Raw genomic sequence first — 23,899 nt, forward strand, 5'->3', positions numbered from 1 at the left:
TGAACGATGCTCCGGTTCTCTAACGCTGCCATTTCCGGCAAACCGGGGCCGGAATCTCACACGAAGCCAAACTGAAGGACTGAGCATATGAAGCTGGCGATGATCGGAACGGGCTATGTGGGTCTGGTTTCGGGTGTGTGTTTTGCCGAATTCGGCTTTCACGTTACCTGCGTCGACAAGAACCCGTCGATCATCGAGCGGCTGAAGGCCGGGAAAGTCACCATCTTCGAGCCGGGGCTTGATGAGTTGATGACCCGCAATATTCGCGATGGTCGGCTGGAGTTCAGCACCGATCTTCCGGCAAGTGTCGCGGATACCGATGTCATCTTCATCGCTGTCGGCACACCGTCCCGTCGCGGTGATGGCGAGGCGGACCTGCAATATATCGAAGCAGCTGCGGATGAAATCGCCGCCGCCATGAAGCCGGGCGCGGTGGTCGTCATCAAGTCGACGGTCGTGGTTGGCACCAATGCGCGCATACGCGACCGTATCAAGGCTGCCAATCCGGCTGTGTCGTTCTCGATGGTGTCCAATCCAGAATTCTTGCGGGAAGGCTCGGCGATCGAGGATTTCATGCGACCCGACCGTGTTGTTGTTGGGGTGGAAGACGAGCGCGGCAGGGCCGCGATGCAGCGCCTCTATCGTCCGCTTTACCTGCGTGAAACGCCGATGGTCGTCACGTCGCTGGAAAATGCGGAAATCATCAAATATGCGGCCAATGCTTTTCTGGCCATGAAGGTGACGTTCATCAACGAGGTTGCGGACCTTTGTGAGAAGACCGGCGGCAATGTGCAGGAAGTCGCGCGTGCCATCGGTATGGATAATCGCATCGGCTCGAAATTCCTGCATGCCGGTCCGGGCTTCGGCGGATCGTGCTTCCCGAAGGATACGCGGGCCTTTGCTGCGACGGGCAAGAAATATGATGCGCCGCAATCGCTGATCGAACAGGTCATTGCGGTCAATGAGACGCGCAAACAGTCGATGGCCGAACGGATCGTGACTGCGGCCAAGGAAAACGGTGCAGACACGGTTGCTGTTCTGGGCGTCGCCTTCAAGCCGAACACCGATGATATTCGCGAGTCTCCTGCGCTCGACATTATCGCGGCCATTCAGAAAGCCGGGATCAAGGTTCAGGCGCATGACCCTGAGGCCATGGACGCTGCCAGGGCGGTGCTTCCTGATGTTGTCTGGTGCAATTCAGCTTACGAAGCGGCGAAGGGCGCAGGCGTCGTTGCCCTGCTGACCGAATGGAACGCTTATCGTGCGCTCGATCTTAAGCGAGTGGCCAATGTCATGGCCGGAAATGTGCTGATTGATCTGCGCAATGTCTACAAGGCAGAAGATATTGCAGGCACCGGGCTAGATTATCGTTCGGTTGGGCGGACGCTTCGGGCCTGACCAGAGCATTTCCAATAAAAGTGGAAACCGGTTTTGCGTCCAGAAATGCTCTGGAAACGACCGGGGAGTTTACTCCCCGGCTGTCAGCCGCTTCTTCTCATTGGCGATGAGCCAGAGATTGCGAACATAGACGATGAGGCCAAGTCCTTGGCCAGCGATGAAGACCGGGTCTTTACGCTGGATCGCATAGATCAGCAGCAAAGTGCCGCCGAAGAGTGAGAAGAACCAGAAGGCAACCGGCATGACGCTGCGTTTTGCCTTTTCGGAAGCCAACCATTGCACAACGAAGCGCATGGTGAAACAGGCCTGAGCGACGAAGCCCAGTACGATCCAGCCATCCCACTGCGCCACGAAAACCTCGTGCAGCCACTGTGACAGGCTGTTGAAAATATCAGTCATGGGTGATCTCTCTCACACGCGGAACGACCTTGCGGCGCTTCCGCAGCCACCAGACGCCATAAAGGTCCAGAATGCCACGCACTCCACGGTCCAGAATGCCGTAATTGGATTTGCCGTGGCGGCGTTCGCGGTCGACAACATCGACATGCACGACGTCGAAACCTTCGCGGATTGCCAAAGCAGGCAGATAGCGATGCCATCCGTCAAAGAAAGGCAGTTGCCGGAACAGGTCAGTGTGCAGCGCTTTCAGGCCGCAGCCGGAATCGCGGGTCTTGTCCTTGAGGATCGCGCCGCGCAGATTGTTAGCAAAGCGAGACGAAAGCTGCTTGAGTTTCGTATCCGTGCGCTTGAGGCGCTGTCCGGCTGCAATGCCGTAATCAGGCCCGGCTTTTAACAGTGCATCTGCCAGAACCGGGAGATAGGCGGGGTTGTTCTGTCCGTCGCCATCCATAGTCACGACGATCTTGCCGCGTGCCGCGAAAACACCGGAGCGCACAGCAGCGCTCTGGCCTGACGACCGGTCATGGCGCAGATGGCGGAGTGGCTTGCCGGCATGAATGCGGCCCGCGAGTACATCGCTGGTCGAGTCCGTCGAACCGTCGTCGACGACGATGACTTCGTATGCGCGGCCCTGCATGGCGGCATCGACTTCATCCAGCAAAAAGGCAAGATTGTCGGCTTCGTTGCGGCAGGGGATAACCACAGAAATCGTCGGTGTGTCCAAGCGGAGTGTTCCTTTATTCCTCGCGCTATCTGCTTAAGCTCGGCTTTCCTGCCCGGAAACCCGATAACGCGCAAGGCGCGCTCCATAGCATTGATTGGATGGCAAAGCCAAGACGGTTCAAGTAAACGTGAGTTCTGGCCCGGATAATAGCTCGATTGATCGGTTGACTGCCGTTTTTTAGCCGGACATTGCCGGATACGGAAGAGCCTCCGCCAGCCAATCCAGAAAATTCTGTGTCACCTCATCCCGGTTGATTTCATTGAGGCTCTCGTGGCGGGTGCCGGGCAGGATCGTGCAATTGACACGCTCGAAACCCATTTTCCGCATTCTGTCTGCCAGTCTGCGCACGGCGGCACCGTTCACCGTTGCAGGGTCTTCGGTCCCACCAACAAGATTGAAGGGCATGTTTCGCGGGATATTGGAAAAGTTCCGGTCGTCGGCGCCACGGCGGATCAAGCGGAAAATGTCGATCCATAACGCCACGCTGGCATCGAAGCCGCAAAGCGGATCGGCGACATAGGCGTCGACCTCTGCCGGGTCGTGCGAGAGCCAGTCGAATAGCGTGCGGTGGCCCTTTATGGATCGACCCCAGGCGCGGAAAGTCATCCTTGGCAGAATGGTACTCGGAACATCCGAGCCTTTCAGTATGCGCTCCATATAAAGAAGTGCGAGCGCTGCAGCGCTTTCCGCGCCACCATCGACATTGGCATTCCAGATCGCGGCGGCATCGACTGTGTTAGCGTAGTCCAGCACATAGTTCAGCGCGATCAGCCCGCCCATGGAATGTCCGAAAAGCACGACCGGAAGGCCCGGATGGTTCTCGTGAATATGCCGGTTGAGCGCCAGCACGTCCTCGATAGCCACAAGATGGCCCTGCTTTTGTGCGAACATTCCTCTTGGCGCATGAGCGCCGATATTGGCGCCGTGGCCGCGATGGTCGTGGATATAGACGTGGTAGCCTGCTGCGACCAAGACGGACGCGAAGCGTTCATAGCGTGCGGAATGTTCGGCAAGGCCGTGGCATATCTGGACAACGGCTCGCGGTGTCCCGGCGCGGACGGTGCGGAACGGGAGTTCTGATTTGTCTGAAACCGGCAGATGATGAATGGTTTTGAATGTCATTTCGCCATCTGATTTTATGCCGTGCAAATAGTCAATCTCCTCCGTTGCGGCGTCGCTTAAACAGGCACTGGAACGGAGTGTGAATGAATTTTAGGCAATTGCGTTTTTTGTGCAGATTCCGCTTGAAAAGCGCAAAAGCTTGGGCAAATCTAGCTTTGCAGACGGGGTTTTTGAAGGGCAATCAGGGGCGTTTTAAACGGGATTCCACGTCATAACTTGCAGGCCGTCCGATGAAAGGGAGGAAACTTTCGCGGACGGTGGCCAGAGGGGAAACCGGGTGACGGAAATATCCGCGCCCGGTTTCATTATTTATGGTTTTCATCAGAGTTTGATTTGCGGTTCCGGCTGCTTCCGTTTGGTGGGTTGCCGTTTGCGTCCGGGGCATATTTGGCCTACATACGCGTCAGCAATTTCCGCGCGGTTCGGCAATGTTAAGACCGATCGCGCTTCTCAACCTGCGGAGACGACGCGCTTTATGGCACGCCAGTTCATTTATCACATGTCCGGCCTCAATAAGGCCTATGGCAACAAGAAGATTCTGGAGAATATCCATCTCTCCTTCTATCCCGACGCGAAGATCGGCATTCTCGGCCCGAACGGCGCCGGTAAGTCGACCATCCTCAAGATCATGGCCGGTCTCGACAAGGAATATACCGGCGAGGCCTGGCTGGCCGATGGCGCGACCTGCGGTTATCTTGCTCAGGAACCGGAACTCGATCCTTCCAAGGACGTGCTCGGTAATGTGATGGAAGGTGTGGCCGCCAAGAAGGCGATCATCGACCGTTACAACGAACTGATGATGAACTATTCCGACGAAACTGCGGATGAAGGCGCGAAGCTTCAGGACATCATCGACAGCCAGAACCTCTGGGATCTCGAAAGCCAGGTTGAAATGGCCATGGAAGCGCTGCGTTGCCCTCCGGGCGATGCTGACGTGACCAAACTATCGGGCGGTGAAAAGCGCCGTGTGGCACTTTGCAAGCTTCTGCTTTCGAAGCCTGATCTGCTGCTTCTCGACGAACCGACCAACCATTTGGACGCCGAAACGACTGCATGGCTTGAAAAGCACCTGCGTGAATATCCGGGTTCAGTGCTGATCATCACCCACGATCGCTACTTCCTCGACAATGTGACGGGCTGGATTCTCGAGCTCGACCGTGGTCGCGGCATTCCTTATGAAGGCAATTATTCCGCCTATCTGGAAGCCAAGGCCAAGCGCATGCAGCAGGAAGGCCGCGAAGAGGCTGCCCGTGAAAAGGCGCTGTCGCGTGAACGTGAATGGATTTCCGCGAGCCCAAAGGCGCGTCAGGCCAAGTCCAAGGCGCGTATCAAGGCCTATGACGAACTGGTCAAGAGCGCGGAAGAACGCCGCCCTGGCGATGCGCAGATCATTATCCCGGTCGGCGAGCGACTCGGTCAGGTGGTCATCGAGGTCGAGGGTCTGTCGAAGGGCTATGGCGACCGTCTCCTGATTGACGATCTGAGCTTCAAGCTGCCAGCAGGCGGCATTGTCGGTGTGATCGGCCCGAACGGCGCCGGTAAATCGACGCTCTTCAAGATGCTGACGGAGCAGGAACAGCCGGATAACGGTTCGGTTCGTATTGGCGATACGGTTCATCTTTCCTATGTGGACCAGAGCCGCGACGCGCTCGATGCCAACAAGACCGTCTGGGAAGAAATTTCCGGCGGCAATGACGTCATCAAGCTCGGCAAGTTTGAAATGAACTCCCGAGCCTATTGCGGTGCGTTCAACTTCAAGGGCGGCGACCAGCAGCAGAAGGTCGGCAATCTTTCCGGCGGCCAGCGCAATCGCGTTCACCTTGCCAAGATGCTGAAGTCCGGCGGCAATGTTCTGCTGCTCGACGAACCGACCAACGATCTCGATACGGAAACGCTCGGCGCGCTTGAAGATGCGCTGGAAAACTTCGCTGGCTGCGCCGTTATCATCAGCCACGATCGTATGTTCCTCGACCGTCTGGCAACACATATCCTCGCATTCGAAGGCGACAGCCATGTCGAATGGTTCGAAGGCAACTTCGAGGACTATGAAGCAGACAAGATCCGTCGTCTTGGACCGGATAGCGTCAACCCGAAACGGGTGACCTACAAGCCGCTCACACGGTAAGGTTCGAGATGTTCAGGCTCTGGCGGTCTGCAAATGGCGTGGTTCTGCGCTTCCGGTGCTCACGTACGCAAAGTACGCTCCGCTCCGGTTCTCGAACCTCACCATTTTCGTCTCGCCATAGCCAGAACCTCAACGAACCTTTGGCGCTTTAAAGTTAAGGCCGGTGCAATGCACCGGCCTTTTTTATTTGATGAAGGGAAACATGATGAAAGACTGGTCTGCAAAGCAATATCTGAAGTTTGAAGACGAACGCAGCCGCCCGGCACGCGATCTTCTGGCCCAGATACCGGTCGATAAGCCGCGCAAGGTGGTCGATATCGGCTGCGGACCGGGTAACTCGACGGAGCTTCTGGTTGAGCGTTGGCCGGAAGCTGATGTTTCCGGCTTCGATACATCGCCAGACATGATCGAGAAGGCCAAGGCCCGCCTGCCGAAGGTGGATTTCACCATCGGCGATGTGGCGAGCTACGAGCCGGATGCGGAAACCGATGTCCTCTTCTCCAATGCTGTTTTCCAGTGGCTGCCGGATCACATCGAGCAGATGAAACGCCTCTTGTCGCTGCTTCGTCCCGGCGCGGTGCTGGCCGTCCAGATGCCTGACAATATGGGCGAGCAGACCCATGTCGGTATGCGTGACGTCGCAAAAACAGAGGCTTTTGTCGCCAAGATCGGCACCAAGGGCAGGGGACCTCTGCCCCCGGTGATGGAATATTATAATGCGCTCGCCGGTCAGGCCGCTCGGCTCGATATATGGCATACGGTCTATAACCACCCGCTGGATGGCGTTGATGCGATTGTGGAATGGGTAAAGGCGACCGGATTGCGACCGTTTCTCGATCCGCTCGATGAACAGGAGCAGGCCGACTATCTGAAGGCTTACAAGGCGAGGATTGCGCCGCATTATCCGGCGGCTGTAGACGGTAAAGTCCTGCTGCGTTTTCCGCGTATTTTCCTGGTTGTTCAGAAGAGATAGTTGCCCGAAGATCGCTCTACACGGGGAATTGATCGATTGCCCGTGTAGAAGAAGCCAATTATTTTATAATTATTTCAATGTCTTATATTGGCAGCTCATCGCTCGGCAACGTCAATCATTAATTTGAGCGCTTTCTAATATTGGAATAGATTGCATGCAAACGATTTTGTTCCTATGGTCTGGCCGCATCCTGAAACCGCTCTAAATATGAGCCGTCATGATCGTAACGCCGCGATGCGCGCCATCCCCGTTGCGATTTCGTTCAGGAGGCCGGTTTCGATGCTCTTGCTCCGTTTTTATTTTTCAATGGGAATGAACGCCGAGGCCGCCGGTTCAAGGACTGTTTCAGGCGTCTTTGCGTCTTCGCAATAGATCCAAGCAGCGTGATTTCGACCGGGAGGACATTTCAAATACGAGCCTGCTTTCGGGTTGAATGTGGTTCGTAGTTTTATGTTTACGAAGTGAAACAATCGCCGATTTCGGTAATCCCTGCTTGGGATCGGCAGCTTGCAGGTTGTTTGAGAACCGCCTGCTATCGGGAGTTTTCAGAATGAACAATGCAGAAATGCATGCTGACGCCAATGGCGAGGTCGAAGCGGCACATGATGCCCATGACACGCGCCGCCGCGTCTTTGCCATCGTGGCCAGCGCATCGGGTAATCTGGTGGAGTGGTACGATTTTTACGTCTATTCCTTCGGTGCGCTTTATTTCGCATCGCAGTTTTTCCCTGCGGAGGACCAGACCAGCCAGTTGCTGAATGCGGCTGCGATTTTTGCGGCTGGCTTCCTCATGCGCCCCATCGGCGGCTGGCTGTTTGGCCGCATTGCCGACAAGCTTGGTCGGCGCACATCCATGCTGATTTCGGTTACGATGATGTGCCTTGGCTCTTTCGCCATCGCCATTTTGCCGACCTATGAAACGATAGGTGTTCTGGCGCCATTCCTGCTGTTGATCGTGCGCCTCTTGCAGGGCCTTTCCGTGGGCGGCGAATACGGCACCACCGCTACCTATATGAGTGAGGTGGCGCTGGCCGGGCGCCGTGGTTTCTTCTCCTCGTTCCAGTATGTCACGCTGATTGGCGGGCAGTTGCTCGCTGTTCTTGTGATCGTGGTCCTGCAGTTCTTCCTGACATCGGACGAGCTTCATGCCTGGGGCTGGCGCATTCCATTTGCCATTGGCGGTGTTGCAGCCATCGTCGCGCTTTTTCTGCGGCGGACCCTTCACGAGACCTCGACGGAAGAAACCCGCAACAACAAGGCGGCGGGCAGCTTCGCCAATATCTGGAAGAACCATCGCAAGGCCTTCCTTGTCGTCGTCGGCTTCACGGCTGGCGGTTCGCTCGCCTTCTATACCTTCACCACCTATATGCAGAAATATCTGGTCAACACGGCTGGCATGAGCAAGGAAACGGCCAGCGAAACCATGACCTTCGTGCTGTTGGCCTATATGTTGATGCAGCCGCTTTTCGGCGCGTTGTCCGACAGGATCGGCCGCAAGACGATGATGATCGGCTTTGGCGGCATTTCAATCCTGACCACAATCCCGCTCATGACGTTGATCGGTTCGGTGCAGAGCTCGACCTGGGCATTCATCTATATCGTGATCGCTCTGGCGGTTGTCAGCATGTACACCTCCATCAGCGGCATCGTGAAAGCGGAATTGTTTCCGGCGGAAGTGCGGGCGCTGGGCGTCGGATTTTCCTACGCCATCGCCAATGCGATCTTTGGCGGCACGGCTGAATATGTGGCGCTCTGGTTCAAGCAGCAGGGCATGGAAAGCGGCTTCTTCTGGTATGTGACCGCGATGATGGTGATTGTCTTCGTCGTCAGCCTTGTCATGCCGAACCCGCGTGAACATGGATATCTGCAAGGCCACGGCACCGAGTAGCCGGTGTTCTATTACGTATGAAAACGCCGCCTCCGGGCGGTGTTTTCACATCTCCACGGCTTCGTCGTCCTCGGGCGACAGAAGGCGCGTGGCGCGCCATTCGGTCAGCTTGGTATTGATTGCATCCAGCACGAAGAAACGCGCTGAATCCTTGTCATATCCATCATCCCGCAGTGCATCGTAATCAGTATGCGTGTGGCGCACATGCGCGACTGTCGCCAGCCACACGGCAGTAGATGGTGGCAACGTCTTCATATGGGGGCTGAGCGCCGCAGCGCGGATCGGTTCTGAATCCGAATAGGGTACTGCCGGAAGCAGGAGCGTCAGCGATTTGGCGATTGCCTTCTGGCGCATTGTGCCTGCACGCATGGCTTATCCTTACAGTCAGTTATTGAGGCGAATCCTTTGTCTGCTTCATTGTGCCACGAAAATCGCTTGCGCAGGAATTACTTTCCATATAAACATATCTTTATATCTTTACGGATTGCCGCGATGGACCGTAAATGAGGTGATGGATCAATCAAGAGCGGAAGGCATGACCGGTTTGCAACTGCAACTCGATCTGATGGTGGATGTGCTGAAGGCGGTGGCTGAACCAAGCCGCTTGCGTATTTTGGCGCTTCTTTCGCGCGGTGATCTCACCGTCTCCGACCTGACGACGATATTGGGGCAATCCCAGCCGCGGGTTTCGCGCCATCTGAAGCTGCTTGGGGAAGCCGATCTTATCGATCGCTATCAGGAAGGGGCATGGGCTTATTTCCGTCTCGCCGACAATGCGATCAGTGGCGATCTTGCACGTGGGCTTTTGGCTCGTCTCGACAAGGCGGATGCGCTGGTTGAGCGCGACATGGAACGCCTGTCGCAGGTGAAGTCCAGCCGTCAGGAAAAGGCGGCCGCCTATTTCAGCGCCAATGCCGGCAGCTGGGATCAGATTCGCAGGCTGCATGTTTCCGAGAATGCGGTTGAAGTCGCGCTTAAGAAAGTTATCGGTGACAAGCCGTTTCAGGCGATGCTGGATGTTGGCACCGGCACGGGTCGGTTGCTGGAGCTTTTTGCCCCGCTTTATCTTCGTGGTGTCGGCATCGACATCAATCGTGACATGCTGTCTGTAGCGCGAGCCAATCTTGATCTTGCAGCTATCGGCAATGCGCAGGTTCGCCAAGGCGATGTCTATGCGTTGCCTGTGGAGCGTGAGAGCTTCGATCTGGTGACTATTCATCAGGTTCTGCACTTCCTTGACGATCCGCTTGCGGCCATTCGTGAAGCGGCGCGGGCTTTACGCCCCAACGGACGGTTGCTGATCGTCGATTTTGCGCCGCACAAGCTCGAATTCCTGCGTGAGGAACACGCCCATTTGCGGCTTGGGTTCAGTGACGAGCAGATGCTGGGCTGGATGAGAGATGCCGGTCTTGAGCCGGAAAAGACACTGGAACTGGAGCCGAAGGCGGCCAATGGAGAAGAGGGGCTGACGGTGAAGCTGTGGCTTGCCCGCGATCCACGCCTTCTTATCGCCGATCCGGCTTCGCATGTCTCCCAAAAGTGGGAACCGGTTTTGGGATAAAGACAATGCGACAAAAACAGATAATGAGCATGACGGAGACAGTTTGATGGGTTTTTACGGTCTTTCCCGCCGACCGGATATTGGCCAGACCACCCGGGTATCGTTCGAATTCTTCCCGCCCAAGTCGGAGGAAATGGAACAGCGTCTCTGGGATACGGTGACACGGCTCGCTCCGCTGCAACCCGAATTTGTCTCCGTGACCTATGGTGCTGGCGGTTCTACGCGTGAACGCACAGCGCGTACCGTGGCGCGCATCCTCAAGGAAACAGATGTCAAGCCAGCGGCGCACCTGACCTGCGTGGATGCAACACGCGAGGAAGTCGACCGCGTCGTGCGTGAGTTCGCAGCTCTTGGTGTCAACCGCTTCGTGGCGCTGCGCGGCGACCCGGCCGCCGGTATCGGCGAAAAATATGTACCGACGCCGGGCGGCTATCAGAACGGCGCCGAGCTGGTCTCCGGTTTGCGCAATATCGCTGATTTCGACATTTCAGTTTCCGCCTATCCGGAAAAGCATCCGGAAAGCCCGGATTTTGCCACCGATATCGATATGCTGAAGCGCAAGGTCGATAATGGTGCAACGCGCGCCATCACCCAGTTCTTCTTCGAGAACGACCTTTACGAGCGTTATGTCGAGCGCGTTCGCCGTGCTGGTATCTATATCCCGATCGTTCCAGGTGTCCTGCCGGTGCACAATTTCAAACAGGTCAAGAATTTCTGCGCGCGGTCGGCAACGCATATTCCAAGCTGGCTGGCGGAGCGTTTCGAAGGACTGGACAACGATCCGCAGACGCATCAGCTTGTAGCCGCAGCAATTGCCGCCGAGCAGGTGATGGATCTGATCGAACGCGGCGTGCAGGATTTCCATTTCTACACGATGAATCGCGCCGATCTGCCCTTTGCGATCTGTCACATGATCGGCATAAGGCCGAAGACGGAAGCAGCTTTAGAGGTTGCTTGAAATAAAAGAAAGCCCGGCGGTGACGCCGGGCTTTTCATTTTCGTGCGGGTCGGCCTATCCTCAAAACCGAAGCCGCCGTAATGGTTTAGGCTAATTCCCCTAAGGGATGACGCCTGCTATCAACGCTGCAACAAATGCAAATGCCGCACAGATCATGAGGACATTCAAAGATCGCGTAAGTCCCATTGGTCTGTCTCCTTCATATGCGCCCGGGTGACCGGACGCGCGCTGGTAGGAAACTGGAATCTAAGCGCAAAACGCCTCGAACAAAAGAAGATTTCGTGCTGCAATCTGGCGTGATGGAGAAATAAACCTATCGTTTACCACCTAAACTATTGAAATATTTGACTAGAAAAATTTGTTCACATTTCATGAAAAAGACACCGAACTGCCACGTTTGGTACTGTTTTCGCCGTAGTTGCCACCGGCTTTTGGCGATATTTTTGCGCTTTTTAGCGAATTAGCGCCAAATATGCCGACAAGGTGAGGATAGATATCACTGTCGAGTAGAGGATGACGTTGGAGGTTATCGCCGCCTCGCGACGATAATGCTCGGCCAGCATGAAGGGGCCCGTGCCGGTCGGAAGTGCGGCAAGAAGAGCAGCGCTTTGTGCGAGCAGGGGAGGCAATCCGAATACATAGACCGCCAGCAGCCAGGTTGCGAGCGGCTGGACGATGAGTTTCACCGAAACGAGAAAAGCGATGGCATTGACGCTTTCGCGTTCGATCTTGCGCGGCTGGGCGAGAAACAGGCCAAGCGCCACCAGCGCGCAAGGGGATGCGGCACCACCGAGCATCTTCAGGAAGGTTTCGGCCGGGGCAGGGACGGTGAGTCCCAGAAAGGACACCAACGCGCCGAGCGCCGGAGCGACAAGCAGTGGATTGCGGATCAGGGACCGCATGACTTTCCAGATGAGATGAAGCGGCTTCTTCTCTGTCTGCAGGCCGATTTCGATCAGCACGATCGCCAAAGCAAACGTGACGCAGACGGTGATGATGATCGAAATGGTGGTCGTTGCCAAAACGCCTGACCCGAAGGCGATCATCGAAAGCGGAATGCCCATATAGCCGGTATTCGGGTAGGCGGCGTTCAGCCCGTCAAGCGCGGTATCCGCCAGAGGCAGCTTTCCACGCAGTCGCACCAGAAAGGGCAATGCGAAAGCAATGGCGCTTGAGAGCAGAAACACTGCGATGAACCCCGGCTGCCAGAGCTCGCTGCCATGTGTATTGGCCATGATGTCGAAGAGAAGAGCAGGCAGGGCCAGATAGACGACGAAACGGTTCAGCTCCGCTATCGCATGAGGCCCGAGTATTTTCAGCTTGAAGGCACCCCAGCCGGAGAAAATCAGCGCAAAAACGGGAAGGACGACAATCAGCGTTGTGAGCATGGGGCGCATTTCATTTCAGGAAAGGAAAAGGCGCGGTTTTTTGAACCGCGCCTTGTCGAGATCAGAGCCTATCGAGAAGCTCTTGTGTCGGCCATGAATCGGCAGGCATTCCAAGGCGCATCTGTTCGGCGCGCACGGCATCGCGGGTCAGGAGACCGAACACGCCGTCGATTTTTCCGCCCATGTCGTAACCGCGGGCCTGGAGCTTGGTCTGAAGTTCCTTTAGCTGGTCCTGTGTCAGACCCGGAACTGGATTGCCCGGATCGAAGGCAGGTGCACCAGCCAGACGTGTTGCGAAATAAGCAGCCGTTGTGGCGTAGACGATGGACTTGTTCCATTCCACGAACACGTCGAAGTTGGGATAGGACAGGAAAGCCGGTCCCTTGCGGCCCAGCGGCAGTAGAAGCGACGCGTCGCCATCATCCGGGCCGAGTGGACCGTTGAGGCCCATCACACCCTGCTCAGCCCACCAGGAATGTGGCTTGCGGTTGGTGCGGATCGCTTCTTCCCAAGGCAGATCCTTGGTCAGGCGAACTTCCTCCAGCCAAGGTTGGCCACGCTTCCAGCCGAGTTCCGAAATCATGCGGCCAGCGGTCATCATGGCATCGGGAACGCTGCTCTTCAGATCGACCTTGCCATCGCCGTCGCCATCGACGCCACGTTCAAGATAATCCTTCGGCAGAAGTTGCATCATGCCGATTTCGCCAGCCCATGCGCCGGTTGTCGCGGCATCGACGACGCCCTGATCAAATAGCTTGAGAAGGGCGATCAACTGCGGGCGGAACAGATCTGGACGGCGGCAGTCATAGGAGAGGGTGACAAGCGCATTCAGCGTGTCGAAATCACCCTGAATGGCGCCATAGTCGGTTTCAAGCCCCCAGAACGCGGCAAGGACTGGCCCCGGAACGCCATAGGTATCTTCAACCTTCTTGAAGACGTCGGCATATTTGACCAGATTTTCGCGGCCCTTCTTCAAACGAGCTTCCGAGATGAGGCGCTTGGAAAACTCGGTGAAAGTCAGGTTGAAAACAGTCTGCTTGCGGTCGCGATCAAGCACCTTTTGCTCAAGCATGGCCTTGTGCAATTCGGCGATGCCCTTTTCGCCGACACCGGCTTCCCGGGCTTCCTTGGTCAGATTGTCCATCCACTGGCCGTAATCGATCTCGCATTCCGGCTTGGGAAGATTGACGGTGTTTTCAGTTGGCGTCGCAGCAGGCGCTGGAGACGCGGCGGCCTGTGCACCCGACATGGTTGTCGATGCAAGCAAGGCGGCTGCGATAACTGAAGCAAAAAACTTCATTGGTAACTCACACTAATAGATTGGGAGCAAAAGGCTCCCTTTCGGGGATTGTTTTAGCTATTGCCCCAACAAGCCCCGGAAATGAAGCAAAACTTGGTGTGAACTGCCAAACTGCGCCGTGTTAGCGGACCTTGTTGCTTTCCAGCCACTTTTTCCACGAGTTGGCATCGCCTGCGAAGACATTGATATCGGCGTCGCCCTTAATGCCGGGAATTGAGCCGGTGCCGGTATATTGCCAGAACGTCCACGGATGCGGGCCGTACTTCTCGTCCGGATGACCGGCAACGGAGCGCAGCCAGAACGGATAGTCTGCCATCTGCCGCAAGTCGTTGTCATCGAAGAAATCGACCGTCGTGTAAACAATCGGGCGTTTGCCGTAATGCTTTTCCAGCGCCTGCAGGAAGATGCGCATTTCCTTGCGCACAACGGCTGCGTTGGGGCGCAGCTTGCAGGTCGGCGATTGCGGGTTCCACTCCATATCGAGAACGGGTGGAAGCGCGCTCGGATCACGCGGCACGTTCTGGATATACCAGCGGGCCTGTTCGATGGCCGGGCGGCAGAAATAGTAGAAGTGATAGGCGCTCCGTGCGATGCCTGCCTGATGGGCGCCGTTCCAGTGTTCCTTGAAACGGTCGTCGACGCGGTCACCGCCTTCGGTCGCCTTGATGAAGGCGAAGGAAATGCCGCTGGCGCGCACGGCGCTCCAGTCAATGTTGGTCTGATATTTGGAAACGTCTGTGCCGTGGATCGGATAGTGCCAGGGCGTTTTGCCGGTCCAGTCGTGCGGGTCGCGATCACCGAAGCGCGGTGCCTTTACCGAGCCGGACGGCGGTGCGATCCGGGCCACCGAGCCGCCTGATTTCTTTACGTCGGAAAAGTCGTAATCCACCGTCGTGCAGGCGGAGAGAAGTAAAGCGCCGAGGGCGAGAATGCTGCAGCTGGCCAGACGGTTCATATAGTGGTTCCGTGTCGCGAATCAGTCTTCTAACGGTTACGCGATCCGGAGGCGGACGTCACCAGTCTGGCGGGCAAGTTTGGTGCTAATCTGTGGCAGAGGGTGGCATTGTCGAACGAACAACCGTTATCCAGGCAAAGCCGCGATAAAGAATGCGCTTCTCAACGACAGCACTGCGTTCCTGCGCAAGCTGGTCGCAAACCGCGAACAAGTCGCTGCGCGGGGTGACATGGAACCATTCCAGCCATTGGAAGAGTGCCTTTCCGAACCAGCGCGGCAGCCGGGCCTGATCGCCAAAATCGACGATATGCAATTCTCCGCCCGCATTGAGGTGCCGGATGCTCTCACGAATGACCGACTGCCATTGCGGTATCATCGATACGGCATAGGAAATGAAAATCCGGTCGAAGCCGGCTTGCCCGAACAGTCGTTCTGGATCGAACTGGGCCGCATCCGCACGATCAAGCCGGACGCGATCTTCGATGCCAGCGCGCTCCGCCGCCCGGCGTGCCGTATCCAGCATTTCTGCTGAAATATCGATGCCGAAGAGTTTTGCATCGGGGTAGTTTTCTGCAGCTTTTATCAGATTGCGGCCGGTGCCGCAGCCGATCTCCAGAACTGTGCCGTCCTTGGGTACGGACAGTCCTGCGATCATGGGGTCGCGACCCAGAAGATAGTATTTGCGGGTCGCGTCATAGAAGTGCCGCTGACGACGGTAGACCCGATCCATGAGGTTGGCATGGTCTATACCCTGAACGCTCCATGGGCTGCGCGACATGTCAGGCATCCTTCAGCGCATAAAGATGGAACCCGCCATAGATCGACGAGCGATCGCGGTCGTGCAGGGCGCGGGATTCGTCCGCTTGATATTCCCAGCGATCCAGAATCTGCGGTGCCACCCGTCCTGGAAGCAGGCTCGGTTCGGCTGCGGTACGAAAGATGACACGGGCATTTGGTGCTGCCGTACGGGTGATTTCACTCCAGAGGGCATTGAGCTGCTCGTCATTCATCCAGTCCTGCGCATCCAACAGGATATAGCGGTCGACGGATGCCGCAGGCTTGGCAGCGAGAAAATCGGTATAGCTTGCGTTCTGTACGGTCATGCGATCAGCGCGTGCCCGTACCGTTTCGAAGTTGGTGCGCGACAGATAGGGCGGGAGAGGCCCGGTCTCCTCATTGCCGCTATAGCCGCGCCCGAACGCCTGCCAGGCGAAATAATTGTCGGTAAGGGGGAAACCGCAAGCGAGTTTCTCAAGACGGCTGCGCAGGACAAGCGCCATGTCGCCGTTTCCTGCAGTGGCAAGGGCATCATATTGCTGTGGCGGTATGCCCAGTCCGAAAAGGGATGATTTGCGGGCTGTGGCCCAGCGCACCATGCGTTTTTCAAAGAGCGGGGCAAGCGCCGTGTCGAAGAAGCTACGCTGCTCTTCCATTGTGCGCGCCTTCAAGATGTCGCGCGGATCGATCCCGTAGAGGCGCGCCACGCGATGGCCCATGCCGATGAAGACGCCAAGCAAGCCGTGGCGATAGAGGTCGCGCCAGAAAATGGAAATTCGCTGGCGACCATTCCATTTGCGTTTTTCCCAATAGGCGCGGCTTTCGCTGTCCAGATGTGGGCGGATGAAGCGCTTGTAGGCGGCAAGATTGGTCTTGTCGTCGGCTTTCCCGTAAAATCGGTAGAATGCATCGTAGTCGGGCAGGTTTTTGACAGCCGCAAGCTTCAGCCGGTTGAACGCGACGTGTGCCTGATTGAGATCGACCGCCTCCACACGTGCCGGATCGGCAGTCAGGTAGGACATGGCATTGCATCCGCCGGACGCGATGGTGACGATGCGATGGTCCGGCTCTATAGCCAGAGCCGCCATATCAACTTCCGGGTCTTCCCATATCTGCGGATAGACCAGCCCTTTGAACAGCCAGGCAAACAGCCTTTCAGAAAAGCCTGCCCGCGAGAGGGCGCTGTTCTGGGTCACGGCCTGTTTTAGAATTGTGTCGGCTGATGCTTGCTGTGTCATCAAAAATTCCCCTAATGCACGAATCCCGACTTTGATTTTGCCAAGTTAAACATCGTCCAATGACAGGGGCGTGACGAATTAATTGCGGGTTTTTAAACCAGATGAATGCGGCTATACGCCTGTAATACTGTCGCTTTATTACGGTCGGTAAGACTATTTGAGAGAACTTTTTCGCGCTGTTGCCGTTTTCTTGTGTGACGGTCCGAGTCGACGGGATTTCTGTGTCGATGAGTGACCGTAAAGGTGATTGGCCGGATCAACCGGTCACGCACGGAGAAAACAGAGAGAGGCGTTTGGCAATATTGCCATTTAATGCCTGAAACCAGGCCAACGAGCCTGATCTAGGAAGGAGAGCCAACGTGAAGAAGTTTCTGATTGCTTCTGTCGCCGCCGTATCGCTTCTCGGCCTTGCAGCGTGCAATGACAAGAAGGACGACACGAGCAACGCACCGGCACCATCCGCGCCGGCAGCGCCCTCGAACAATGACACGACGACGACGCCAGCCCCGGCAACTCCGGCACCGGCTACCCCGGCGCCAGGTACAGGGACAGCGCCTTCCAACTAAGGTTGGGAAGTCGTAATGCACTAGCATGCGGGTGGCGATCCGGTTTCCGGGTCGCCATTCGTGCCAATAGGCTTCGGTCAAAGGCTTTAGGCCAATGGCTTTAAGCCAATGGTTTTAGGATTGAGATGAACGTTAAAGCAACCATGTCGGGAAAAGACGGGCATTCTGCGTTTTCCGTGTTTCAACGCAGGCTCGGTTCGGTTATGGCTTTTGTCATGAACCGTAACTTCCTGTTTTTCATCTCTGCGATTGTTCTTGTTGTGCTTGCCGCTTGCGGCAAAGGAGACGACGAGACTGCTGCCACCACGAATGGCGGCGAGCAGGGCGCTGCTGCTGTATCGCAGCCTGCCAAACCGGCAGAAAGTGGAAGCACGGAGAAAGGCCCCGATCTGGTCAAGTCGCTCCGCGACAGTTCCGGTGTGGTGAGCCCGGAAGAGAAGGCAGCAGCCATTGAACGCGCACGGACCAATGCTGTCGCTGCGGCAAAATCTGTCGGTCAGACGGATCAGCAGGCACAGACGGCTGGACAAGCAGCAGCCACGGCCGCACAGCGTTCCTTCGACGAACGCGAACCCCAGCAATAAGCGTTCGTTGCGGAACTCGGCAACAATCTAAGCCAATGTCCTGATATTCTTTCTAAATGTTTGTTTTTTAGACTTTCGCTCGCCTGGGCGGTTTTCAGTTCATTCGGAATTCTATAGAAAAGTCCCATGTCGATTTGGGTTCGCATCGGTGAGTTTGTCACTTACGTGGCGTCGAATGCCATTACTGGCGTTATCGAAGCCGTGCGCACCGTTTTCGAAGGTGACGCCGATACACGGCGCCGGGTGGCCTTCTCCATTGCGATGATCGCGCTTTCAGCCAAGATGGCCAAGGCCGACGGGGTCGTCACACAGGACGAAATCCGCGCCTTTCAGGACATATTCGCTGTGCCGAAGGAAGAGACGGCGCATGTCGCGCGGCTCTACGATCTCGCCAAGCAGGATGTCGCTGGCTATGAATCCTATGCGCGTCAGCTCGCCGGATTGTGCAGTGAAGGGCAACCCGATTGCCATCTGCTTGAGGATATCCTCGACGGTCTTTTTCATATAGCCACCGCTGACGGCTATGTGCATGAAAAAGAGATGGCCTTCCTTGCAGGCGTTGCGGATATTTTCGGCTATGATGAAGTCGCTTTCGATCGTATCGCGATCCGGCATGTCCAGCGCGGTGCTGATGATCCTTATGCCATTCTGGGGCTGGAGCGCGGCGTTTCCTTCGAGATGGCCCGCAAGCGCTATCGCTCTCTGGTCAAGGAACATCATCCGGACCGGCTGGTGGCAGAGGGCTTGCCGCTTGAATTCATAACCATTGCCAACAGGCGTCTGGCAGCGATAAACGCTGCCTGGGCAAGCATTGAGAAGAATCTGGAGGCTGCATGAGCAGCGTGCGCGAAATCGAGAGCGAGTTGTTGCGGGAGCTGGCGCTTGACCGGCCCGATTTTGCCGGTGCAACGCTTGATCCGTCACCCAATTTCGGTCCGCGTCGCGACGGCAAGGTGCCTGCCTTTCTCATTCTCCATTATACCGGTCTGGCGACTGCCGAAGAGGCCGTGCAGGTTCTTAAATCGCCAGATATGGAAGTTTCCGCGCATTACCTTGTCCATGAAGACGGGCGGATCGTGCAGATGGTTTCGGAAAAGGCCCGTGCCTGGCATGCGGGCAAGAGCTTCTGGAAGGGCGAAACGGACATCAATTCCGCTTCCATCGGCATCGAGATCGTCAATCCGGGTAATCTCGAAGGCTATCCGCCGTTCAAGGATGCGCAGATCGATGCGGTCATCCGCCTCTGCCGCGATATATGCGAGCGTCATGCCATCAAGCCGGAAAATGTTCTGGCCCACTCGGATATTGCACCTTCGCGCAAGACAGACCCGGGCCATAACTTTCCCTGGAAGCGGCTCCACGAGGCGGGTATCGGCCACTACATCGAGCCGACGTCGATCCGCGGCGGGCGGTTTCTGGCACGTGGCGAAAACGGCCAGCCGGTTGAGGCGTTGCAATCCATGCTGGCACTTTATGGCTACGAAATCGCCATCACTGGTGTCTTCGATGAAGGCACCGAGACTGTGATTAAGGCCTTTCAGCGACATTTTCGGACACAAAATGTGGACGGGGTGGCCGATGTATCTACTATAGATACCCTCTACAGGCTAATTTTTTCTCTGCAGAATGTTACCGCCTGACGAGATGCGGGCGGTTAATCTCTCTATCCAGCGTTGATTCGTATTTCTGTAATGATTTCATAAAAATAGATCGATCCAGCCCGGTTGCAGAAGGGTTGTGGCGAAGGTTTACGCCGCGTTTGCGTGAATCGCGAATGTTACAACCTGTAAGACTATTTTACTTTTACAACCAATCTTCGGCTGCATTTGCCCGGCACTTCATCGCTCAATCCCAGCGGACAAGGGCCTGACAACCCATATCGGGCGGGATCAAAAAACAGGACTGTTTTTACCCAAGACAGACAGTCTGAGAAAAGAAACGTTCCAAGACGGTAGGTTATGAAAATTAAATTTGTTGTTGTTTGCGCCCTTGTTGGCGCGATGAGTTCGTTTGGTCTGAATCCAGCACTGAGTGCCCCTTCAACTGAACCGACCAACCTCGCAGCTCTCCTCAAGGCACGCCAGCAGAACAAGACTGCCGAGGCGGAAAAGCCAACCAAAGCGCCGAAGAAGGCATCGGTCGTAAGCCGCCGTGCGGCTCCGACTGCCAAGAATTCTACGGGCAAGGGTTCTGCTGCTAAGCGTTCGCAGTCGAAGGACACGACTGCTCGTAACGCCAAGAGCGGCGGCGCTTATTCGAGCATTATCAATCGTTACGCATCGACCTATGGCGTGCCTTCCGCACTTGCCCATGCGGTTGTGCGTCACGAAAGCAATTTCCAGCCGAATGTGCGTGGCAAGGCCGGTGAAATCGGCCTGATGCAGATCAAGCTCTCGACCGCACGTGGCCTCGGCTACACGGGTTCAGCCAAGGGTCTCTATGAGCCTTCCACGAACATCCAGTTCGGCATGAAGTATCTGGCCCAGGCGCAGAAGCTCGGCGGCGGCAGCACTTGCGGCACGATCCTGAAGTACAATGCCGGTCACGGTGCAAAGCGTATGAACCCGACCTCGGCGAAATATTGCAGCTCGGTCAAGGCCTATATGCGCGCTCTCTGATGCATTTTCAGGATGCGAATGCAGATTTACGTCGGCGGTCGCGTAGAGTACAGGCCGCCTGATGTGAACGGAAAGCCGACAGTGGAGACACTGTCGGCTTTTCTGTTTCCGGTGACTGCAGATTTTTTCCGGAATCCGGTTCCACTGTTCCGCTATCGTTGCTATATGCGCGCTGTCAGTCGGTTGGGCAGCCGCGCTTGTCATATGCCGAAAGGCGGCAGGTGAGGAAAGTCCGGGCTCCATGGAAACACGATGCCGGGTAACGCCCGGCGGGGGCGACCCCAGGGAAAGTGCCACAGAAAGCAGACCGCCCCGTCTTCCGTACCGTTGCGCAACGAAACGGCAGGGATGACGGGGTAAGGGTGAAAGGGTGGGGTAAGAGCCCACCGCGTCTGCAGCAATGCAGACGGCACGGTAAACCCCATCGGGAGCAAAACCGAATAGGGACGGCGCGCTGGCTCGCAAGGGCCGGCAATCGGTTTCCGGATCAGCCGTCCGGGTGGGTTGCACGAGGCGGGTGGCGACATCCGTCCCAGATGAATGGCTGCCACGTCGGGCGAAAGCCCGGCCATACAGAACCCGGCTTACAGACCGACTGACAATTTTCTCTAGAGCGGCTTCTATTTTAAAAGAAGCATTGGAACCGCTCTAACTATTTGTTTTGTCGCATTGCCCTACGCAAAATTGTTTCACACTTTTGCTGAAAATGCTCCTAATCGACTGCTTCAGCATTCAAACGCAAGAAACGGATAGTTGCGTTACCGCCGGGACTTTAATTGGGACCTCCACGAAATCACGGAGGTTCAGTATGTCCAGTTTGAAAGACAAGGTCGCAATCATCACCGGCGCATCGTCCGGAATAGGGCGCGCCGCCGCATTGCTCTTCGCCAGAGAAGGCGCAGCCCTTGTGCTGAATGCTCGCGGGCTTGCCGGTCTGGAACGTGTTGCGGAGGAGATCGCGGCGTTTGGCGGAAAGGCGCATTGTGTTGCAGGCGATGTCTCAGAAGCTGAAACGCATGAGGCACTTGCTACGGCAGCGAAGGATAAATTCGGCGGGCTTGATATAGCTGTCAACAATGCTGGCACTGTAGGCCCTATCGCGCCGCTTGCCGAAATCGTGCCCGATGATTGGGAAGGGGTGCTGGCGGGCAACCTGACCTCGGCATTTCTGGGAGCGAGATCGCAAATCCCGCTGATGCTCGAAAGGGGCGGCGGCTCGATTGTCTTCACCTCGACATTTGTCGGCACGAGCGTTGGCATTCCCGGCATGTCGGTTTACGGAACCTCGAAGGCAGCTCTCATGGGGATGGTCAAGGGCATAACCGCTGATTACGGCGCCCGTGGCATCCGGGCGAATGCGCTTCTGCCGGGCGGTGTTGATACGCCAATGGGTGGAGATGAAAAGCAGAAGGAATGGGCCGCAGGCCTGCATGCGATGAAGCGGATCGCCCAGCCTGAAGAAATCGCGCAGGCAGCGCTGTTCCTGGCAGGCCCGATGTCGAGTTTTGTTGCTGGTTCGGCGCTTTATGCCGACGGTGGCAACGCCGCAGTGAAGTAAAAGAAAGGGCGGCTCCGCGATACGGAACCGCCCATTCCAAGAGCCTCGGGAGGGGCTTAAATTGGCACGCCGGACATGAAATCGTAAATCAGCTTCATGTTCAGGACGACGATGATCGCGGCGGTAATGGCGGCAAGAATCGTCACCCAGCGTGGAGCGACCAGCGATCCCATCTTCTTTTTCTCCGCCGTGAACATGACGAGTGGAATGATGGCAAAGGGCAGCTGAAGACTCAACACGACCTGAGACAGGATCAGAAGCTCGGTCGTTCCTTGCGAACCATACATGATCGTCACGACAGCAGCCGGAACGATGGCCACGAAGCGGGTGATCGCGCGGCGCAGCCACGGCTTCAGACGTATGTCGATGAAGCCTTCCATCACGATCTGACCGGCCATCGTCGCGGTGATGGTCGAGTTCAGGCCGCAACAGAGAAGTGCAATCGCAAAAAGTGTTGGTGCGAGGGCCGATCCCAATAGCGGGTTCAGAAGAGCATGGGCCTTGTCGAGATCTTCGACACCGGTATTGCCGGTGGCGTTGAAGCTTGCCGCAGCGAGGATCAGGATCGATGCATTGACCAGGAGTGCGAATGTCAGCGCAATGGTGGAATCCAGCGTCGCATAGCGTATGGCTTCGCGCTTTTCAGCGGTCGTGTGGCCGTAATCGCGTGTCTGGATGATGCCCGAATGCAGATAGAGATTATGCGGCATGACCGTGGCGCCGATGATACCAAGGGCGATATAGAGCATGTCCGGATTGCGGATGATGTCGGTCGTTGGCGCAAAGCCCTTGATGACTGCGCCCCATTGCGGCTGCGCCATCAGAATCTGAATAAGGAAGCAGAGCGCAATCACGCCCAGAAGGGTGATGATGAGCGCCTCGACACGGCGAAATCCCTTGTTCTGGAGATAAAGAACCAGAAGCACATCGGCAGCAGTGATGATGACACCGATTTCCAGCGGAATGCCGAAGAGCAGGTTGAGGCCGATGGCGGTGCCGATGACTTCCGCCAGATCGGTGGCGCAGATTGCCAGTTCGGCGAGGAACCAGAGCGGCCATGCGAGAAAGCGCAGATAGGCATCGCGGCAAGCCTGTGCCAGATCGCGGCCGGTTGCGACGGCAAGACGTGCGCAAAGCGCCTGCAGTAGCACGGCCATAAGATTGGACAGCAGCACGACGGATAGCAACGTATAGCCGAAGCGAGAGCCGCCAGCGAGCGAGGTGGCCCAATTGCCGGGGTCCATATAGCCAACGGCTACCAGATAGCCGGGACCGAAGAAGGAAAGTGCGCGACGGAACTTTGAACCTGAACGATTGACTCGGATCGAGCGGTGGACATCGGACATGGATGCTTCGCCGCGATCACGTCGCCAGCCTTCAAATGTTACTTCGCCAGCGCCGGAGGGGCCTGCTCCATGGGGTGCCATACTCAATGCCTTGGGTGTTTATGCAGTTGCAAACTATTTGCATTAAATATGCCAATGATGGGAAGGCGTCAACCGGGGGCGGGGCATCACAAATCATAAGCTTGTGATGCATAGTGTGTGGATCCATCGCATTTGGATTGAAGCAAATATCCGTTTTCGGGCAAGCGCTGAGCGCAAGCTGCCTTCAAAAAATCCCTGTTGAAAATTATGGGGCTGGCACAGTTCTGTAGAAGTGCTGAGCCAAAGGATAACGCTTCATTAAGCTTAATATCCGATAACTGACGAACGAATCCGCCATGTCGCCACGTTGACGGCAAATGGGCGGAATCCGCAAGCAAAA

General features: G+C 56.4%; 22 protein-coding genes and 1 other RNA gene. 13 read left to right on the forward strand and 10 right to left on the reverse strand.

Annotated elements, in window-relative coordinates; all coding sequences use genetic code 11:
• Positions 1–87: 87 nt before the first annotated feature.
• Positions 88–1,398, forward strand: a complete 1,311-nt coding sequence (locus FG152_RS18370; RefSeq protein ID WP_010659698.1) for a UDP-glucose dehydrogenase family protein — start codon at positions 88–90, stop codon at positions 1,396–1,398.
• Between the two features lie 69 nt (positions 1,399–1,467).
• Here the strand turns inward: FG152_RS18370 and FG152_RS18375 are convergent, their stop codons facing one another.
• The 3 genes from FG152_RS18375 to FG152_RS18385 form a co-directional block, all read right to left on the reverse strand.
• A complete protein-coding gene (locus FG152_RS18375) occupies positions 1,468–1,797 on the reverse strand; it encodes a lipid-A-disaccharide synthase N-terminal domain-containing protein (RefSeq protein WP_012091725.1) in 330 nt (109 codons plus the stop codon).
• Entirely contained in the window at positions 1,790–2,521 is a 732-nt protein-coding gene (locus tag FG152_RS18380; RefSeq protein ID WP_010659700.1) for a glycosyltransferase family 2 protein, read from the reverse strand. The genes FG152_RS18375 and FG152_RS18380 overlap by 8 nt, the downstream gene beginning before the upstream one ends.
• A gap of 177 nt (positions 2,522–2,698) precedes the next feature.
• A complete protein-coding gene (locus FG152_RS18385; protein WP_029376066.1) occupies positions 2,699–3,643 on the reverse strand; it encodes an alpha/beta fold hydrolase in 945 nt (314 codons plus the stop codon).
• A gap of 475 nt (positions 3,644–4,118) precedes the next feature.
• Between FG152_RS18385 and ettA the strand changes: the two genes are divergently transcribed.
• The 3 genes from ettA (at position 4,119) to FG152_RS18400 (ending at position 8,629) form a co-directional block, all read left to right on the forward strand.
• Entirely contained in the window at positions 4,119–5,768 is a 1,650-nt protein-coding gene (gene ettA / locus FG152_RS18390) for an energy-dependent translational throttle protein EttA (RefSeq protein ID WP_012091727.1), read from the forward strand.
• A gap of 205 nt (positions 5,769–5,973) precedes the next feature.
• Entirely contained in the window at positions 5,974–6,741 is a 768-nt protein-coding gene (gene tam / locus FG152_RS18395; protein WP_010659703.1) for a trans-aconitate 2-methyltransferase, read from the forward strand.
• Positions 6,742–7,291: 550 nt separating this feature from the next.
• A complete protein-coding gene (locus FG152_RS18400) occupies positions 7,292–8,629 on the forward strand; it encodes an MFS family transporter (RefSeq protein WP_029376068.1) in 1,338 nt (445 codons plus the stop codon).
• A 45-nt stretch (positions 8,630–8,674) separates the two neighbouring features.
• Here FG152_RS18400 and FG152_RS18405 read toward each other — a convergent pair whose 3' ends face one another.
• Positions 8,675–8,998: a DUF2293 domain-containing protein gene (locus FG152_RS18405; protein ID WP_010659706.1), complete on the reverse strand. Its 324-nt coding sequence runs from the start codon at positions 8,996–8,998 to the stop codon at positions 8,675–8,677.
• Between the two features lie 166 nt (positions 8,999–9,164).
• On the opposite strand from FG152_RS18405, the gene FG152_RS18410 reads away from it, so the two are divergent.
• Together FG152_RS18410 and metF are read left to right on the forward strand one after the other, a co-directional pair.
• The gene (locus tag FG152_RS18410) at positions 9,165–10,190 is read left to right on the forward strand and encodes an ArsR/SmtB family transcription factor (RefSeq protein WP_010659707.1); all 1,026 of its coding nucleotides are present in this window, start codon (positions 9,165–9,167) and stop codon (positions 10,188–10,190) included.
• A gap of 46 nt (positions 10,191–10,236) precedes the next feature.
• Positions 10,237–11,148 carry a methylenetetrahydrofolate reductase [NAD(P)H] gene (gene metF, locus FG152_RS18415; RefSeq protein ID WP_010659708.1) on the forward strand — a complete coding sequence of 304 codons (912 nt, stop codon included), beginning with the start codon at positions 10,237–10,239 and terminating at the stop codon, positions 11,146–11,148.
• Positions 11,149–11,600: 452 nt separating this feature from the next.
• On the opposite strand, the gene FG152_RS18420 is transcribed toward metF, so the two are convergent.
• The 5 genes from FG152_RS18420 to FG152_RS18440 all read right to left on the reverse strand — a co-directional run bounded on the left by FG152_RS18420 (position 11,601) and on the right by FG152_RS18440 (position 16,806).
• Positions 11,601–12,536, reverse strand: a complete 936-nt coding sequence (locus FG152_RS18420) for an AEC family transporter (RefSeq protein ID WP_498987911.1) — start codon at positions 12,534–12,536, stop codon at positions 11,601–11,603.
• Positions 12,537–12,597: 61 nt separating this feature from the next.
• Complete coding sequence (locus FG152_RS18425) at positions 12,598–13,836, reverse strand: lytic murein transglycosylase (RefSeq protein ID WP_010659710.1); 1,239 nt, start codon at positions 13,834–13,836, stop codon at positions 12,598–12,600.
• 121 nt (positions 13,837–13,957) lie between these two features.
• Positions 13,958–14,791 carry a glycoside hydrolase family 25 protein gene (locus FG152_RS18430; protein ID WP_029929055.1) on the reverse strand — a complete coding sequence of 278 codons (834 nt, stop codon included), beginning with the start codon at positions 14,789–14,791 and terminating at the stop codon, positions 13,958–13,960.
• A gap of 85 nt (positions 14,792–14,876) precedes the next feature.
• A complete protein-coding gene (locus FG152_RS18435; RefSeq protein ID WP_010659711.1) occupies positions 14,877–15,569 on the reverse strand; it encodes a class I SAM-dependent methyltransferase in 693 nt (230 codons plus the stop codon).
• Between the two features lies 1 nt (position 15,570).
• Complete coding sequence (locus FG152_RS18440) at positions 15,571–16,806, reverse strand: BtaA family protein (RefSeq protein WP_010659712.1); 1,236 nt, start codon at positions 16,804–16,806, stop codon at positions 15,571–15,573.
• Between the two features lie 359 nt (positions 16,807–17,165).
• Here FG152_RS18440 and FG152_RS18445 point away from each other — a divergent pair, with 359 nt between their 5' ends.
• The 7 genes from FG152_RS18445 to FG152_RS18475 all read left to right on the forward strand — a co-directional run bounded on the left by FG152_RS18445 (position 17,166) and on the right by FG152_RS18475 (position 22,132).
• The gene (locus tag FG152_RS18445; protein WP_010659713.1) at positions 17,166–17,372 is read left to right on the forward strand and encodes a hypothetical protein; all 207 of its coding nucleotides are present in this window, start codon (positions 17,166–17,168) and stop codon (positions 17,370–17,372) included.
• Positions 17,373–17,497: 125 nt separating this feature from the next.
• The gene (locus tag FG152_RS18450; RefSeq protein ID WP_029376069.1) at positions 17,498–17,956 is read left to right on the forward strand and encodes a hypothetical protein; all 459 of its coding nucleotides are present in this window, start codon (positions 17,498–17,500) and stop codon (positions 17,954–17,956) included.
• Positions 17,957–18,082: 126 nt separating this feature from the next.
• Positions 18,083–18,793 carry a J domain-containing protein gene (locus FG152_RS18455; RefSeq protein WP_010659715.1) on the forward strand — a complete coding sequence of 237 codons (711 nt, stop codon included), beginning with the start codon at positions 18,083–18,085 and terminating at the stop codon, positions 18,791–18,793.
• Positions 18,790–19,596, forward strand: a complete 807-nt coding sequence (locus FG152_RS18460; RefSeq protein WP_010659716.1) for an N-acetylmuramoyl-L-alanine amidase — start codon at positions 18,790–18,792, stop codon at positions 19,594–19,596. The genes FG152_RS18455 and FG152_RS18460 overlap by 4 nt, the downstream gene beginning before the upstream one ends.
• 318 nt (positions 19,597–19,914) lie before the next feature.
• A complete protein-coding gene (locus FG152_RS18465) occupies positions 19,915–20,574 on the forward strand; it encodes a lytic transglycosylase domain-containing protein (protein ID WP_010659717.1) in 660 nt (219 codons plus the stop codon).
• Between the two features lie 175 nt (positions 20,575–20,749).
• Positions 20,750–21,177, forward strand: an RNA gene (gene rnpB, locus FG152_RS18470) — RNase P RNA component class A.
• A gap of 205 nt (positions 21,178–21,382) precedes the next feature.
• Positions 21,383–22,132: an SDR family oxidoreductase gene (locus FG152_RS18475; protein ID WP_010659719.1), complete on the forward strand. Its 750-nt coding sequence runs from the start codon at positions 21,383–21,385 to the stop codon at positions 22,130–22,132.
• A 56-nt stretch (positions 22,133–22,188) separates the two neighbouring features.
• On the opposite strand, the gene FG152_RS18480 is transcribed toward FG152_RS18475, so the two are convergent.
• Positions 22,189–23,559 carry an Nramp family divalent metal transporter gene (locus FG152_RS18480; RefSeq protein WP_498987918.1) on the reverse strand — a complete coding sequence of 457 codons (1,371 nt, stop codon included), beginning with the start codon at positions 23,557–23,559 and terminating at the stop codon, positions 22,189–22,191.
• Positions 23,560–23,899 lie beyond the last annotated feature (340 nt).

Source organism: Ochrobactrum sp. XJ1 (genome assembly GCF_024701725.1).
In the GTDB taxonomy this organism is placed as follows: Bacteria; Pseudomonadota; Alphaproteobacteria; order Rhizobiales; family Rhizobiaceae; genus Brucella; species Brucella anthropi.